The organism is Stutzerimonas chloritidismutans (genome assembly GCF_020783375.1).
Lineage (GTDB): Bacteria > Pseudomonadota > Gammaproteobacteria > Pseudomonadales > Pseudomonadaceae > Stutzerimonas > Stutzerimonas kunmingensis.
In genome coordinates this window covers 130810-147208 of record NZ_CP086067.1, presented here as the reverse complement: position 1 = coordinate 147208, position 16399 = coordinate 130810, and the positions used below count along the sequence as shown (strand labels likewise).

15 protein-coding genes are annotated in these 16399 nt (G+C 63.0%); all 15 read left to right on the top strand.

Annotated elements, in window-relative coordinates:
• Window positions 1-90 precede the first annotated feature (90 nt).
• The 15 genes from LLJ08_RS00725 (at window position 91) to tssC (ending at window position 16398) form a co-directional block, all read left to right on the top strand.
• Window positions 91-570: a thermonuclease family protein gene (locus LLJ08_RS00725; RefSeq protein ID WP_042927618.1), complete on the top strand. Its 480-nt coding sequence runs from the start codon at window positions 91-93 to the stop codon at window positions 568-570.
• A 163-nt stretch (window positions 571-733) separates the two neighbouring features.
• Entirely contained in the window at window positions 734-2842 is a 2109-nt protein-coding gene (locus tag LLJ08_RS00720; RefSeq protein ID WP_228207966.1) for a TonB-dependent receptor, read from the top strand.
• A gap of 42 nt (window positions 2843-2884) precedes the next feature.
• Window positions 2885-3196, top strand: coding sequence for a hypothetical protein (locus tag LLJ08_RS00715; protein ID WP_048512712.1), 312 nt, complete (start codon window positions 2885-2887; stop codon window positions 3194-3196).
• A 2-nt stretch (window positions 3197-3198) separates the two neighbouring features.
• The gene (locus tag LLJ08_RS00710; RefSeq protein WP_228207965.1) at window positions 3199-4716 is read left to right on the top strand and encodes a PepSY-associated TM helix domain-containing protein; all 1518 of its coding nucleotides are present in this window, start codon (window positions 3199-3201) and stop codon (window positions 4714-4716) included.
• Window positions 4709-5011 (top strand): DUF3325 domain-containing protein, encoded by a 303-nt coding sequence (locus LLJ08_RS00705; protein ID WP_048512713.1) that lies wholly within the window; start codon window positions 4709-4711, stop codon window positions 5009-5011. Before LLJ08_RS00710 ends, LLJ08_RS00705 begins: the two co-directional genes overlap by 8 nt.
• 88 nt (window positions 5012-5099) lie before the next feature.
• Complete coding sequence (locus LLJ08_RS00700; protein ID WP_228207964.1) at window positions 5100-5867, top strand: substrate-binding periplasmic protein; 768 nt, start codon at window positions 5100-5102, stop codon at window positions 5865-5867.
• 156 nt (window positions 5868-6023) lie between these two features.
• A complete protein-coding gene (locus tag LLJ08_RS00695) occupies window positions 6024-8081 on the top strand; it encodes a BCCT family transporter (protein WP_228207963.1) in 2058 nt (685 codons plus the stop codon).
• Window positions 8082-8370: 289 nt separating this feature from the next.
• A complete protein-coding gene (locus LLJ08_RS00690; protein ID WP_014818616.1) occupies window positions 8371-9144 on the top strand; it encodes an ABC transporter ATP-binding protein in 774 nt (257 codons plus the stop codon).
• A 14-nt stretch (window positions 9145-9158) separates the two neighbouring features.
• Window positions 9159-9914, top strand: coding sequence for an ABC transporter substrate-binding protein (locus tag LLJ08_RS00685; RefSeq protein WP_023444040.1), 756 nt, complete (start codon window positions 9159-9161; stop codon window positions 9912-9914).
• 63 nt (window positions 9915-9977) lie between these two features.
• The gene (locus tag LLJ08_RS00680) at window positions 9978-10673 is read left to right on the top strand and encodes an ABC transporter permease (protein ID WP_042927624.1); all 696 of its coding nucleotides are present in this window, start codon (window positions 9978-9980) and stop codon (window positions 10671-10673) included.
• The gene (locus LLJ08_RS00675) at window positions 10670-11359 is read left to right on the top strand and encodes an ABC transporter permease (protein ID WP_044314867.1); all 690 of its coding nucleotides are present in this window, start codon (window positions 10670-10672) and stop codon (window positions 11357-11359) included. Before LLJ08_RS00680 ends, LLJ08_RS00675 begins: the two co-directional genes overlap by 4 nt.
• Window positions 11360-11543: 184 nt before the next feature.
• Window positions 11544-12446 (top strand): D-hexose-6-phosphate mutarotase, encoded by a 903-nt coding sequence (locus LLJ08_RS00670; protein WP_228207962.1) that lies wholly within the window; start codon window positions 11544-11546, stop codon window positions 12444-12446.
• A 360-nt stretch (window positions 12447-12806) separates the two neighbouring features.
• Window positions 12807-14369, top strand: a complete 1563-nt coding sequence (tssA, locus tag LLJ08_RS00665) for a type VI secretion system protein TssA (protein ID WP_228207961.1) — start codon at window positions 12807-12809, stop codon at window positions 14367-14369.
• A gap of 17 nt (window positions 14370-14386) precedes the next feature.
• Window positions 14387-14893: a type VI secretion system contractile sheath small subunit gene (gene tssB, locus LLJ08_RS00660; RefSeq protein WP_008567243.1), complete on the top strand. Its 507-nt coding sequence runs from the start codon at window positions 14387-14389 to the stop codon at window positions 14891-14893.
• Between the two features lie 26 nt (window positions 14894-14919).
• The gene (tssC, locus tag LLJ08_RS00655; protein WP_023444045.1) at window positions 14920-16398 is read left to right on the top strand and encodes a type VI secretion system contractile sheath large subunit; all 1479 of its coding nucleotides are present in this window, start codon (window positions 14920-14922) and stop codon (window positions 16396-16398) included.
• Window position 16399 lies beyond the last annotated feature (1 nt).

The window sequence follows — 16399 nt, the reverse complement described above, 5'->3', positions numbered from 1 at the left end:
CAACGCTGACGGTTCATCTGAGACCTGGCGCCGATCAGGGCAGCGACCAGCCTGTTACCCTCGCCCGCCCCGAACCGCATGGATGCCCTCATGCTGCGCTACCTGCTTGCCGCCCTGCTCATAACTGCCATGCCTGCCTCTGCCGAATCGTTCGACTGCCGGGTGATCGGCATCGCCGATGGCAACACCTTCAGCTGCCGGACCAACGTGGGAGAACGTTTCAGGGTCCGGCTGGCGGAAATCGACACCCCGGAGCTCAAGCAACCCTACGGCAGCCAGGCCCGGCAAGCGCTCTCCGACCACATCTTCGGCAAGAACGTGACGCTCGTAGTCAAGGGCCGCGATGACCTGGGACGGACCCTGGCGCGAGTCAGCGTTGGCAACATCGACGTCAATTCGGAGATGGTCAGGTCTGGCACGGCCTGGGCGTATCGCGGTCACCTTGACGACCGCTCGCTGCTCGATCTGGAGGCGGTTGCCCGCGAGTTCAGGCGCGGCCTGTGGTCATTGCACAAGACCGAACAGCAACCGCCATGGGAATGGCGCGAGCAGATGCGCAAGAGCCGCTAGCCCGGCCCGCAGGCTCAGCCCTGTGGGTAACGGGCGGAGCGGCCATAACCGGCGGAAAACAGCCAAAGCTTAATGAAAGTAATTTACATTTAGTTTACATTCGCGCTCCCTGAACAAATCCAACACCGGGAGCTTTCACGTGTTTCGCAGAACCAGCCTGTGCTTGTCTATCTCTCTTGCATCCCTTTCCCTCTCGTCCCTGCCGGCCAATGCGGCAGATGAAGCGACGGAGCTCGAAGCAGTCACGATCAGTGCGACACGGGCCAGAAGCGAAGCGGGCAAGACGCCACAGAAAATCACGGTGATCAGCCGCGAGCAAATCGAGCAGCAACTGGCGATCACCTCGGACCATGGCGCGATCCTGAGCAACCTGATCCCCTCGTACTCGCCAAGCCGGCAGAAGATGAGCAGCGCCGGCGAGACCTTTCGCGGCCGCTCGGCACTGATCCTCATCGACGGCGTGCCACAGTCCACGCCGCTTCGGGACAGCCAGCGCGACGGTTATGTGATCGACCTGTCGATGGTCGAGCGCATCGAAGTCATCCATGGCGCCAGTGCCGAGCACGGCCTGGGCGCTACCGGCGGCATCATCAACTATGTCACCCGCCGTCCTGAAAGCGGCGAGCTGCGTCAGCACGCGGGCGTCAGCTTCACCGCGCCGGGCGACTACGAGTCCGAGGGACTGGGCTACAAGCTCGATTACCGGGTGGAAGGCACCCAGGGTGACCTCGATTACCTCGCCGCCGCCAGTTGGCAGACCCAGGGCATGTTCTACGATGCCAACGGCGATCTGATCGGCGTCGACGACACCCAGGGCGACGTGATGGATTCGACCGGCACCGATCTGCTGCTCAAGCTCGGTTACTGGCTGGACGACAATCAAAACATCGGTTTGATGGTCAATCGCTACGAAGTCGAAGGCGAACACGAGTACGTCAACGTGCCGGGTGACGCCGACGCGGAGATACCCGCGACCTCGCGCAAGGGCGACCCGCAGGGCAAGGCACCGCAGAATGAAGTACTCGCGACCAGCCTGTCCTACAAGCATGCCGATCTGTATGGCAACGAGCTGGGCCTGCAGCTCTATACCCAGCGATTCCGCGGCCGCTTCGGTGGCGGCACCAATGCCACCTTCCAGGACCCCAGCATCGCGCCGGCGGGAACGCTGTTCGATCAGTCGCAGAACGAGTCGGACAAGATCGGCGGCAAGCTGACGATCAGCCGCGATGGCATGCTCGACAACCGTCTGATGCTCACCGGCGGACTCGATGTGCTGCAGGACACCACCAGCCAGCAGCTGATTCTCACTGATCGGGAATGGGTGCCAGAAACGGTGTTCCGCAACTATGCGCCGTTCCTCCAGGCCGAGATCCGCGCGCTCGACCAGCTGACCTTGCATGCCGGTGTGCGGCATGAATTCGCCGATCTCGACGTCGACAGCTTCCGCACCATTGCCTCGACCAAACCGGTGGGTAGCGTCGATGTGGAAGGCGGCAACCCGACGTTCGAGGAAACGCTCTACAACGCTGGCCTGGTCTGGCAGATGAATGACTGGGCGCAACTATTCGCCAACTACTCGGAAGGATTCGGCATGCCGGATGTCGGTCGCGTGCTGCGGGGCATCGGCACGCCGGGCACCAGCGTCGACAACTTCCTCGACCTGCAACCGGTGGTTACTGAAAACCGCGAGATCGGCTTCCGCCTGAATCATGGCCCGCTCGACGCAGAGATCAGTTACTACGAGTCGGATGCCGACCTCGGATCGCGTCTGGACAGCGTGGGCGGGGTCTATCAGGTTCGCCGCGAGCGCACCGAAATCGATGGCATCGAGTTCACCGGCGGCTGGCAGATCAACAAGGCGCACCGCCTGAAGCTGATGTATGCCCAGGTCAACGGCCAGTCCGACACAGACGACGACGGCAAGGTCGATACCGACCTCGATGGCGCGAACATCTCGCCGGATCGTTACGGCATCAGCTGGCAGGCCAACTGGAACGACAAGCTGCACAGCCTGCTGCAGGCCAACCACTATGCCAGCCGGGGCTTTGACCAGCCGGGCCTGGATTTCGACGGCTACACCCTGGTCGATGCCTCGCTCGGTTATCGCCTGCCGGTCGGCGAAGCCCGCCTGGGGATCGAGAACCTGTTCAACGAGGACTATCTGACCTACTACTCGCAGGCCGCCAACACCGGCGCACCCGCAACCCGCAATGGCCGCGTCTTCAATGGTCGTGGACGGACATTCACCCTTGGCTATCAGGTCAGCTTCTAAGACATGCACTCAGCGGCCAAACAGGGGCGGCAACAGCACCAAATGGACTGGCGCCACCACGCCAGTCTCGCGCTGCGGGTTCTTGCGGGCATCGGCGGCGGCTTCGCCTGTACCGTAGCGCTGGCTTCGGCCAGCGCTCGGTTGTTGGTGCAGCTAATCGGGCTGGCCGGTCACGAGGCGGTGCTGATAGCCTGCATGCTGGGTTTCGTCATCTACCTCGGCCTGCTGCTCTGGGCGTTCGTCGAACCACGGCTGTGGCGTCTCTGCCTGCTATTGCTGCTAGGCATCGCCAGCGACCTGGCGCTGCAGGTCGGCCCGCTGGCAGCGCGGCCGCTTATCGCTGGTGCAGGTTGACGATGCCCGGGAACGGATTTCGTGCTTCGCTGAGCTGGCTGCACACCTGGACCGGTGTGCTGCTCGGCGGCCTGCTGCTGGCGGTTTTCTGGTCCGGCAGCCTGGTGGTCTTCGATCGCGAGATCGACCGCTGGATGCTGCCTTCGACGCGGCTCGGCTCACCACCTGTCGACCTTTCCCTGGATCGCCTGGTCGTGCCGCATGCCCAGCGGCTGGCCGGCACGGCGGCGCGCTGGAGCATCACTCTGCCCAGCGAGCGCACACCGGTCATCCAGTTGGAGTTCCCGAATGCCGAGGGCGTATCGACGCGCCGCTTCATCGATCCTGCCAGCGGCGAGCTGCTACCGGACCATGGCAGCTGGGCAGCCACCGGGTTCCTCTTTCCGTTCCACTACAGCCTGCATCTGCGCTGGCGCAATGTCGGCTACTGGCTGCTGGGCATCGCCGGCATGGGCATGCTGCTGTTGCTGATGTCCGGCGTGGTGATCCATCGCAAGATTATTCGCGAGTTCTTCACCTTCAGGCCGCACAAGAGCACGCAACGCGCCACGCTGGATCTGCACAACCTGACCGGCGTCGTCGCATTGCCGTTTCATTTTCTGATCAGCCTATCCGGTCTGATCATCTTCTTTGCCATCTACTTTCCGACGGTCATCGAACGAATCTACCCAGGCAATCCGGCTGCCTTCAGCACCGAGGCATTCGGCAACTACACACGGCAGGCATCCACCGAGCCCGCGACGCTGGCCTCACTGGACGCCATGCGCGACCGTGCACGCGGAGCCTGGGGTGATGAGCCCTACATGCTGCGGATATGGCATCCCGGAGACGCCCAGGCATACGTGGAGGTTCGCCGCAGCTTTGCCCGCGAGGTGACCATGAACGTCGATCGCATGACCTTTGACGGCAGCAGTGGAGCCCTCCTGCTCGATCACCGGACCGGGCCGGTGGCCGCCATCCAGCGATTCTTCAGCGGCCTGCATTTCGTTCAGTTCGAACACTGGACGCTGCGCTGGCTGTATTTTCTGGGCGGGTTGTCCGGCTGGATAATGATCGCCACCGGCCTGCTGTTCTGGACCGGCGCCCGCCGCGCCCGACATCAGCGGCACGGGCATACCGGCGCGCACCTGCTGGACGCGATCTGTGTTTGCAGCTGCAGCGGTCTGATCCTCGCCACGCTTGGCTTCTTCATCGCCAATCGCGCGTTGCCGACCGACGTTGGCCGCTTCGAGATAGACCGCGCCGCCCTCGAAGGCTGGGCGTTCTTTCTGATCTGGGCGTCGACTCTGGTCCATGCGCTGATCCGTGGCGCGGGTGCCTGGCACGGACAATTGCTGGCCATCGGCGTCGCCGCACCGGCAGCGGTGCTGCTGAACTGGCTGACCACGGGCGATCATCTGCTGCACAGCCTCCAGCAAGGGCGCTATGCGGTTGCCGGCATGGATCTGTTGCTCATGTTGCTGGCGCTTCTGACGCTGGCTGCAGCACGACGCCTGAACCGGCGCATTACCAATGCCTGAAGTCACGCAGTTGGGCGTCTTTATCCTGTGTTACCTGGCGTTCGCCCAGCTCGCGCTGCTGCAGCAATCTCATCGCCAGAAGGTCTGGCGATCAGCTGCACCTGCGCCCGCACGCGAGCGATGGCTACGCCGAAGCGTCGCCGCGATTTCCTTCGCCGGCGCGCCCACGGCCCTGATGACGGTGGAGGGGCCAGGCTTTGCTGTACTGCTCTGGTTCTTGCTGATGGCGGCCGCCGCTATAGCGGTCAGCCTTACCCTCACCTGGCGACCGGGCTTGCTGCGCGGGCTACCCTGATTCGGGGGTCGCGCCGCGGACGGCGACACGCTAGCCTGCAAGGGCGTGGAGCGTATTGCCGCTCTGCCGATCGCCTGGAGCTTGCAGCATGCCCACTCGATGGATTGCGATAGTCGTCGGCCTGGCACTCATGGGCAATTGCCAAGCCGATGAGCTGCGCTTCGTCACCGAGGACTTCCCGCCGTTCAGCTATGCCACGACGGCCACCGGCACCGAGGACCGTGCAGCCGGGCCTTTCGTCGAGATCGTTGCAGCCGTCTGCGCGCGACTTCGGATCGACTGTCCGGTGCAGCTGCTGCCCTGGCGACGCGCACTGGCGCTGGCCGAGGACGGTGAAGCGCAGGGGATCTTCACCGTGATCCGCTCACCGGATCGCGAGCGCGCGTTTCACCTCACTCGCATGCTGGTCACCTCCCGCTATGGGGTCTATGCGCGTTCGGCGAGCCGCTTCGTCTTCCATCGCCCCGAGGACCTGGCCGGACGCAGCGTCGCCGTGTACGGGCCCTCCGGAACCTCCTTCGTGCTCGGCCAGCATCTGGCCGAGGTCGGCGACGTGACGCTGATCCTGGAGGCGGATAACCGGCGGCTGCTGCGCATGCTGGAGGCCGGCAGGTTCGGCGAACAGGGCGTCGCCGTGGTCAATCAGGACGTCGCCTGGCACCTGATCGATCAGGAGGGGCATACCGACATTCACGAGGCGGGTGAGCTGCAACGAGTTTCCTACGCGATCGGCCTTTCCCGCGCCGCGGTCAGCGAAGCCGAATTCGAACGTTTCAACGACGCGCTCGAAGCGCTGATCGCCGACGGCAGCGTTGCGGCCATTCTACGGCGCCATGGCCTGGAGCCCGCGTTCTAGTACCGGCGCTATAGATCAATCGACACCCAACCCATCTTTTCGCTGAATCATTCGGCGCTTCGGACCGTCTACCCCAGAGGCAGCGTTCGGGCTCTCCGGAGGTTTCGCCGCGTACATCCCGCTCATCACCCATTCGCAAAGGGAGGCTGACCGCCCATGGACGCCGCCAAGAAAATGCCCAAGGCCATCATCCTGTTCCCCGTGTTCATTCCAGCCGTGATCGTCACGCTGCTGCTGGTGATCGGGACCATCAGCAATCCGGAGCTGGCCGGTGAGGTGTTCAGCTCGACGCTGGCGTTCATCACGACCAACTTCGGCTGGTTCTACATGCTCTCGGTAGCCTTTTTCCTGGTGTTCATCGTCGGCATCGCGATGACGCCCTGGGGCAGCATCAAGCTGGGCCCGGACCACGCCGAGCCGCAGTACAGCTTCCCGGCCTGGTTCGCCATGCTCTTTTCCGCCGGCTACGGCATTGCCCTGCTGTTCTTCGGCGTGGCCGAACCCGTACTGCACTACGCCTCGCCGCCCGCCGGTGCGGGGGAAACCGTCGATGCGGCCAAGCAGGCCATGCAGATCGCCTTCTTCCACTGGGGCTTTCATATCTGGGCCATCTACGGACTGACCGGTCTGGTGCTGGCGTACTTCTCGTTCCGCCACGGCCTGCCGCTGTCGATGCGCTCGGCGCTGTACCCGATCATCGGCGAACGCATCTACGGGCCGATCGGCCATGTGGTGGATGTCTTCGCGATTCTCGGCACGCTGTTCGGCATCGCCACCACGCTGGGCCTGTCCGTCACCCAGATCAACGCGGGCATCAACTACCTCTGGCCGTCGATACCGATCAGCATCAACGTGCAGATCATCGCCATCGCGATCATCACCGGCCTGGCGATCTGCTCGGTGGTCGCCGGCCTCGACAAGGGCGTGAAAAACCTGTCGCTGTTGAACATGATCCTGGCGATCGGCCTGATGCTCTTCGTGTTTCTGGTCGGGCCTACCATTTTCATCCTCGAAACGTTTCTGCAGAACACCGGCAGCTACCTGAACAACATCATCGAGCGCACCTTCAACCTGCAGGCCTACAGCCGCAGCGACTGGATCGGCAACTGGACGCTGTTCATCTTTGGATGGACCATCGCCTGGTCGCCCTTCGTCGGCCTGTTTATCGCCAAGATCAGCCGCGGCAGGACCATTCGCCAGTTCGTCTTCGGCGTGATGTTCGTTCCGACCATCTTCACCTTCCTCTGGTTTTCGGTATTCGGCGACACCGCGCTGCACATGATCATGGTCGAAGGCTACACCTCGCTAATCTCGGATGTGCAGGCGGACAACGCCATCGCGCTGTTCAAACTGTTCGAACTGCTGCCGATGACGTCCATCGCCTCGTTCCTGGCGGTGGTGCTGATCATCACCTTCTTCGTCACCTCGTCGGACTCCGGCTCCCTGGTCATCGACTCGCTGGCCGCCGGCGGCGCGCTGCACACGCCGGTCTGGCAGCGTGTGTTCTGGGCCAGCATCGAGGGCGTAGTTGCGTCCGCCCTGCTCCTGGCCGGCGGCCTCAGCGCGCTGCAGACCATGACCATCGCCAGCGCGCTGCCCTTCGCGATCATCATGATGATCGCCGCGCTGGGCATGTGGCGCGCTCTGGTGATCGAAGGCCACCACGAAACCAGCCTGCAAAGCCACATGCAGGGCAGCCGGCTGGCGAGCAACGCCGGTCCCGGCCTGTGGAAGAAGCGCCTGGCGGGGATGGTCAGCTTTCCCAGCAGGGAAGAAGTCGACAGCTTCATGAGCACCACGGTGCTCAAGGCCATGCGCCGCGTGCAGCGCGAACTCAGTGGCCAGGAATGGGCTGCCGAAGTGCACACCGATGAAGCCCACTCGCGGCTCTACCTGGAGGTCATCAAGGACGACCAGGTGGACTTCATCTACGAGATCCGTGCGGTCGGTTACGCCATGCCGGCGTTCGCGCTGACCGAAGGGCCGCAGGCCGACGAGCAGTACTACCGCGCCGAAGTGTTCCTGCGCCGCGGCGGCCAGCATTACGACGTCTACGGATACGACCAGGCGGACATCATCAGCGACATACTCGACCAGTTCGAAAAGTACCTGCACTTCCTGCACATCTCGCCGGGCAGCTTGCCGTGGAAGATGGCCGAGCACGACGAAATGCTCTCCGACGACCAAAACACGCCCAAGCCGGAAGCGAGCTGAGACCGTGGCCGCTTCGCGCCGCACGGAAGCGGACCGAGCCTGCCGTTTACGCAAGGCACCGGAGTGTGCCTGCGCGTACAGCGCCGATTTCATCTATATAGATAGGGGCGCATCGGTGGCCAGCGAAACGTGACCGATCGGTCACAGTGCTCAACGCCGCATCGCGCTTGGCGCATGCCGCATCGCATGCTAGGTTTGCGCCTCGCCAGGACGGCGAGCAGTTCGCGCGGAGCGCACCATCAGATATCTAGACCATGGCGGCCTTCGCCGGTCTGTAAGAGGACCCCTCATGGCCGAGGCCATCCCTGCACTGGAAATCCGCAACCTGCACAAGCGCTACGGCGATCTGGAAGTTCTCAAAGGCATTTCGCTGACCGCCCGCGATGGCGATGTGATTTCCATCCTCGGCTCTTCAGGCTCCGGAAAATCCACCTTTCTGCGCTGCATCAACCTGCTGGAAAACCCCCATGAGGGCGAGATTCTGGTGGCCGGCGAGCAGCTCAAGCTCAAGCGCGACAAGCAGGGCGACCTGGTCGCCGCCGACGGCAGGCAGCTCAATCGGATTCGCAGCGAACTGGGTTTCGTGTTCCAGAACTTCAACCTCTGGCCGCACATGACCATCCTCGACAACATCATCGAGGCACCGCGCCGCGTGCTCGGTCAGAGCAAGGCCGAAGCCACCGAGGTGGCAGAGGCGCTGTTGGCCAAGGTCGGTATCGCCGACAAGCGCCACGTCTATCCCAATCAGCTGTCCGGCGGTCAACAGCAGCGCGCGGCCATTGCGCGGACGCTGGCGATGCAGCCAAAAGTGATCCTCTTCGACGAGCCCACCTCGGCGCTCGATCCGGAAATGGTACAAGAAGTGCTTGCAGTGATCCGGTCGCTCGCCGAAGAAGGCCGCACCATGCTGCTCGTCACCCATGAGATGAATTTCGCCAAGCAGGTATCCAGCGAAGTGGTATTCCTCCACCAGGGCCTGGTCGAGGAGCAAGGAACGCCCGAGCAGGTATTTGACAATCCTCAATCGGCGCGCTGTAAACAATTCATGTCCAGCCATCGCTAATGGAGCAACACCGCATGAAGAGCTATAAGAAGATCCTGCTGACCGCTGCTGCATCGTTGATCATCGGCACCCAGGCATTCGCCGCGGAAAAACTACGGATTGGTACCGAAGGCGCCTACCCGCCCTTCAACCTGATCGATGCCAGCGGCAAGGTGGTCGGTTTCGACCTCGACATTGCCCACGCCCTCTGCGCCAAGATGCAGACCGAGTGCGAAGTGGTCACCTCGGACTGGGACGGCATCATCCCGGCGCTGAATGCCGGCAAGTTCGACTTCCTTGCCGCCTCGATGTCGGTGACCGAAGAGCGCAAGAACGCCGTCGATTTCACCGACCACTACTACACCAACAAGCTGCAGTTCGTGGCGCCCAAGTCCACCGACTTCAAGACCGACAAGGACTACCTGGACGGCAAGGTCATCGGCGCCCAGCGCGCGACCATCGCCGGTACCTGGCTGGAAGACAACCTGGACGGCGTGGTCGACATCAAGCTCTACGACACTCAGGAAAACGCCTATCTGGACCTGGCCTCCGGCCGCGTCGACGGCATCCTGGCCGACACCTTCGTGCAGTGGGAATGGCTCAAGAGCGATGCTGGCAAGGGCTTCGAGTTCAAGGGCGAGCCGGTATTCGATGACGACAAGATCGCCATCGCCGTGCGCAAGGGCAACGACGAGCTGCGTGAGAAGCTGAACAAGGCGCTGGCCGAGATCATCGCTGACGGCACCTACAAGCAGATCAACGACAAGTACTTCCCGTTCAGCATTTACTGATCCAACCGAGCCGAAGCCCGGTCGCCTGAAACTGGCCGACCGGGCTTCGGTGTTTGAGCTTCTATGATTCCTGACCTTCACGGATTCGGTCCGGCGCTTATCGCCGGCACCTGGATGACCATTCAACTGGCCCTCGCCTCCCTGGCGCTGGGGCTGGTGCTCGGTCTGCTCGGCGCTCTCGCCAAGACCTCGCCCTACAGCGCGCTGCGCTGGCTCGGCGGCACCTACTCGACCATCGTGCGCGGCGTACCCGAACTGCTCTGGGTGTTGCTGATCTATTTCGGCACCATCAGCATGATTCGCGGTATCGGCGAGCTGTTCGGCATCGAGAACCTGGCCCTCAGCCCGTTCGCCGCCGGCACCATCGCCCTTGGTCTGTGCTTCGGCGCCTACGCCACCGAAGTCTTCCGCGGGGCGCTGCTGGCCATTCCCAAGGGACACCGTGAGGCTGGCCTGGCCCTGGGGCTGGGCAAACGGCGGATCTTCACGCGGCTGATCCTGCCGCAGATGTGGCGCCTGGCGCTGCCGGGTCTGGGCAATCTGTTCATGATCCTGATGAAGGACACGGCACTGGTATCCGTCATCGGCCTGGAAGAGATCATGCGCCGCTCGCAGATCGCCGTGACCGCCAGCAAGGAGCCTTTCACCTTCTTCCTGGTCGCCGCCTTCATCTACCTGTGCCTGACCATCGTCGCCATGATCGGTATGCATTTTCTTGAAAAACGTGCCGGCCGCGGCTTCGTGCGGAGCGCAGCATGACCTGGGAAATCTTCATCAAGTGGCTGCCGAGCTTCATCGAAGGCGCCTGGCTGACGCTGCAACTGGTCGGCGTTTCGGTCGTCGCCGGGCTGATCCTCGCCGTGCCGCTGGGCATTGCCCGCTCCTCCCGCCTGCTGGCCATACGCGCGCTGCCCTATGGCTACATCTTCTTCTTCCGCGGCACCCCGCTGCTGGTGCAACTGTTCCTGGTCTACTACGGCATGGCGCAGTTCGAGGTGGTGCGCCAAAGCGTGCTCTGGCCGTACCTGCGTGACCCGTACTGGTGCGCGATCATCACTATGACCCTGCACACCGCCGCCTATATCGCCGAGATCATCCGCGGAGCGATCCAGAACGTGCCGCCGGGTGAAGTCGAAGCCGCGCGGGCGCTGGGCATGTCACGGGCGCAGGCGCTGCTGCACATCATCCTGCCACGCGCGACGCGCATCGGCCTGCCGGCCTACAGCAACGAAGTGATCCTGATGCTCAAGGCCAGCGCCCTGGCGAGCACCATCACGCTGCTGGAACTGACCGGCATGGCGCGCAAGATCGCCGCCCGCACCTACCTGCACGAGGAAATGTTCCTCACCGCCGGCCTGATCTACCTGCTGATCGCCTTCATCCTGATGCAGGGCTTCAAGCTGCTGGAACGCTGGCTCCGGGTCGACGCCTGCCAGGGTCGCTGAACCGCGCGACCTGTAGGGTGGAGCGCGCGTCGGCGATCCACCATGGCGATCCACCGAGTGGCCCCTATCGAACGGAGCCACGCTGGATGTGATAAGCAACATCCACCCCATGCCCCGGAGGCGGATGAAATCCCGCCTTGCGACCGTTGTCAGACGCAAACCCGAGCCCATCACGAGATTGCCCATGCCTGTCGATATCCAACGCATCGAAATGGACCAGCTCGCCGTCTGGCGAGTCCGCCGCGGCGAGGACGAACTGCTGATCGCCGAACAGGGCGCGCAGATCCTCAGCTATCGCCAGGGCGACGCACCACCGATCATCTGGCTCAGCGAAGAGGCAGCCTTCCAGCAGGGTCAGTCGGTACGCGGCGGCGTGCCGATCTGCTGGCCCTGGTTCGGTGACCTGGCGCGCAATCCGCAGACCGTACAGGCGAGCTACCACGGCGAACAACCCGCACCTTTCCATGGCCTGGTACGCACGGTGCCCTGGCAGTTGCGCGAACAACGCAGCGATGGCGATGCGGCTATTCTCGAGTTCGACTGTCCGCAGGCGCTCGGCGCGTTGCCGGGCTGGCCGCATCGGGTCGAACTGACGCTGCGGATTCGCCTCGCCGATGATCTCCAGCTCAGCCTCAGCAGCCGCAACGACGGTGACGAGAGCGTTGCCATCAGCCAGGCGCTGCACAGCTACTTCGCCGTCAGCGACATCCATCAGGTGCGTGTGGAGGGCCTCGCCGGCTGCCCGTACATCGACACCCTGCTGGACTGGAAAGAATGCCAGCAACAGAACGACCTGCATTTCAGCGGCGAAACCGATCGTGTCTACCAGCAGCTGCCGGCCACCCTGAATCTCGTCGATCCGGCGTGGCAGCGGCGCATCCGACTGACCACCAGCGGGTCGATGTCCGCCGTGTTATGGAATCCGTGGATCGACAAGGCGCAGCGTCTGACGAGCTTCGCCGACGATGCCTGGCAGCGGATGCTGTGCATCGAGACGGCCAATGTGCTGGACGACGCGGTGGTGCTCCAGCCGGGTCAGCGCCACATCCTGACTGTGTCCATATCGGCAACTTCCAGCGACCTATAACATTTGTCGACCCCGATTCCGTGACCGGGTAGAAAGTTGCACGTAAGTATTCTCTTACAAGCAACCGGCATATTTCCTACGAATTAAGTTGTTATACAAAGGCAACTTAATCCCCCGTTTTGAATTAGTTCCGTCGCCAGCTGGTTAATATTCCCAGCTGCAACGGAGATCACACTTCTCGCCTTGAACGACACATACCCCACGTCTAGGATGCCCACCCCATAAGGCCCTGTGCAATTTGTTGCGCAGGGACGGTGTGCAAGAAGTTGCGCACCCCCTTTTCTCGGAAACATTCCGCTTTTGATATTGGCGGCATGTTTCAAAGTTCACGGATCGAACTTGAGCGTCACGGAAGACCCAATGCACGCCAGCGCACTCAGCAAGCATTATCTGGAACTTGCCAGAAAGCCGGTCAATGACAGCAATTTCGCTGGCGACGATATTCGCTACAGCAGCGAATACGAATTGCTCGAGGCTGAACTTGCCAAGGCCGGGGCACTTCATCAGACCACCGGCATCGACTGGCAGAAGGTCCGCGAAGGCAGCGAAGTGCTGCTCGCTTCGCTGTCCAAGGACCTGCGTGCTGCAGCCTGGCTCACATGGAGCCTGTTCCAACGCGAATCCTTCGCTGGGCTGCAGGCTGGCCTGAGCCTGCTGCAATACCTGTGCAGCAATCACTGGGACGAGCTGCACCCACGCAAGCCACGCACCCGCGCCGCCGCGATCAACTGGTTGCTGCCGCGCCTGGAGCAGACCTTTTCCGAAGACGTGCCGGTTGGCGAACAGCTGCCACTGTTTCGCAGCCTCGCCGAGCAATTGCATGCGCTGGAGCAGTGCCTGTCCGGCCATCTGGGCGAAGACGCACCGCTGCTGCTGCCGCTGTGCCGCCAGCTCGACGGCATGGTCAAACGCGCCAGTCAGGGACAGGCGCAGCCAGGTACGGTGGGGGCGGCCATTGCCCAGGTCAAGCAGGTCGCCAGCCAGGTCTTCGCTCCCGGCTCGCCGATAGAGAACGACAAGGAAGCGCTCAAGGCCGTGCGCAACCTGCAGGAGCAGGCGCGCCCACTGACCGCCTGGTGGCTCAAGCAGCGCACCAGCGATCTGCGCCCCCTGCGCCTCGCGCGCACCCTACTCTGGCTGAGCATCGATAGCCTGCCGGAGCACAACAGCGAGCAGATCACCGCGCTACGTGGCGTACCCGCCGACAAACTGGCGAGCTACCGCGAACGCTTCGCTCAGGGGCAGTACGCCGACCTGCTGGTGGACCTCGAAAACAGCACCGCGCGCGCGCCGTTCTGGCTGGACGGCCAGCGCCTGGCCTGGGAGTGCCTGCAGGAGCTGGACGCCGCGCAGGCCATGCGCGAAGTGGAGATCCAGCTCGCGCTGTTCCTGCAACGCATACCGCGTCTGGAAGAACTGTGCTTTCACGACGGCACCCCGTTTGCCGATGCCGAAACCCGTGCCTGGATCAGTGGCCAGGTCATGCCCCATGTGCAGCCGACAACGGCCGCCAGACAGGAGGAGCCGCCCGTAGCCGGCACCCTGCAACCGAGCTGGGAGCTCGCGCTGCAGGAAGCTGTGCCGCTGCTGCGCAAGGACGGCCTCAAGCCCGCCGTGCAGCAGCTCAAACAGGGCTTGGCTCGCGCCCGAGGTGGCCGCGAGCGCTTCTTCTGGCAGCTGAGCCTCGCCCGCCTGTGCTACCAGGCCAAGAAATACGAGCTGGCCAAAACCCAGCTCGAAGCACTCGACCAGCAGCTCGAAGCCAGTGGCCTGGGCAGCTGGGAACCCGATCTCGCCCTCGAGGTACTGCGCCTGCTGCACAGCTGTTGCGAGCTGCTGCCGCAGAACCACGCCGTGCGTGAAAGCAAGGATGAGATTTACCGCAGGCTGTGCCACCTCGATCTCGAAGTGGTGCTGGATTAACCGCAAAGGAGAACACCATGGCCAAAGAAGGCTCGGTTGCACCCAAGGAACGCATCAACGTCACGTTCAAGCCGGCCACCGGCAATGCTCAGGAAGAGGTCGAGCTGCCCCTCAAGCTGATGGTGCTGGGCGATTTCACCCAGCGCGCCGACGATCGCAAGATCGAAGACCGCAAGCCCATCGCCATCGACAAGAACAGCTTCGACGAGGTCCTGGCCAAGCAGGAGCTGAACCTGACCTTCGGCGTGCCGAACCGTCTGCAGGACGAGCAGACCGATGACGAGCTGGCCGTGCAGCTGCGCATCAATTCGATGAAGGACTTCAACCCGGCCAATCTGGTCGAGCAGGTCCCGGAGCTGAAGAAACTGATGGAACTGCGCGACGCCCTGGTCGCCCTGAAAGGCCCGCTGGGCAACGCCCCGGCCTTCCGCAAGGCCATCGAAAGCGTACTCGCCGACGACGATTCGCGTGACCGCGTACTCGGCGAACTGGGCCTGGCGGCCAAAGAGAAGCTGGACGCCTGATATCACCGACAAGGAAGCACATCTACATGACCACTAGCGCAGCCGCCGTCGAGCACGGCAACCACCTCGCCGAAGGCGGCATCCTCGACCGCATCATCGCCGAAACCCGCCTGACCCCGGACGACGAGGCCTACGACATCGCCAAGCGCGGCGTCTCGGCCTTCATCGAAGAACTGCTCAAGCCGCAGAACGAAAACGAGCCGGTGAAGAAGGCCATGGTCGACCGCATGATCGCGGAGATCGACGCCAAGCTCAGCCAGCAGATGGACGAAATCCTTCACCACCCGCAGTTCCAGGCCCTGGAGTCCTCCTGGCGCGGCCTCAAGCTGCTGGTCGATCGCACCAACTTTCGCGAGAACATCAAGCTCGAGCTGCTCAACGCCTCCAAGCAGGACCTGCTCGACGACTTCGAGGACAGCCCGGAGATCGTTCAGTCCGGCCTGTACAAGCACATCTACACCGCCGAATACGGCCAGTTCGGCGGCCAGCCGGTCGGTGCGCTGATCGCCAACTACTTCTTCGACCCCAGCGCGCCCGACGTGAAGACCATGCAGTACGTCGCCAGCGTCGCCAGCATGTCCCACGCGCCATTCATTGCCGCTGCCGGCCCGAAGTTCTTCGGTCTGGAAAGCTTCACCGGCCTGCCGGACCTGAAGGACCTGAAGGATCACTTCGAGGGCCCGCAGTTCACCAAGTGGCAGAGCTTCCGCGAACAGGAAGATGCCCGCTACGTCGGACTGACCGTACCGCGATTCCTGCTACGCAACCCCTACGATCCGGAAGACAACCCGGTGAAGAGCTTCGTCTACAAGGAAAACGTCGCCGGCAGCCACGAACACTACCTGTGGGGCAACACCGCCTACGCCTTCGCCAGCCGCCTGACCGACAGCTTCGCCAAGTTCCGCTGGTGCCCGAACATCATCGGCCCGCAGAGCGGCGGAGCAGTGGAAGACCTGCCGCTGCACCATTTCGAAAGCATGGGCGAGATCGAAACCAAGATCCCGACCGAAGTGCTGGTTTCCGACCGTCGCGAGTACGAGCTGGCCGAGGAAGGCTTTATCGCCCTGACCATGCGCAAGGGCAGCGACAACGCCGCGTTCTTCTCCGCCAACTCGGCGCAGAAGCCCAAGTTCTTCGGTAATAGCGAGGAAGGCAAGACCGCCGAGCTGAACTACAAGCTCGGCACCCAGCTGCCCTACCTGTTCATCGTCAACCGCCTGGCGCACTACCTGAAGGTGCTGCAGCGCGAGCAGATCGGTGCATGGAAGGAGCGCACCGACCTCGAACTGGAACTCAACAAGTGGATCCGCCAGTTCGTCGCCGACCAGGAGAATCCGAGCTCCGAAGTACGCAGCCGTCGTCCGCTGCGCGCCGCCCAGGTCAACGTCAGCGACGTCGAGGGCGAACCGGGCTGGTACCGCGTCAGCCTCAGCGTGCGCCCGCACTTCAAATACATGGGCGCGGATTTCACCCTGTCGCTGGTCGGCAAGCTGGACAAGGAATAAG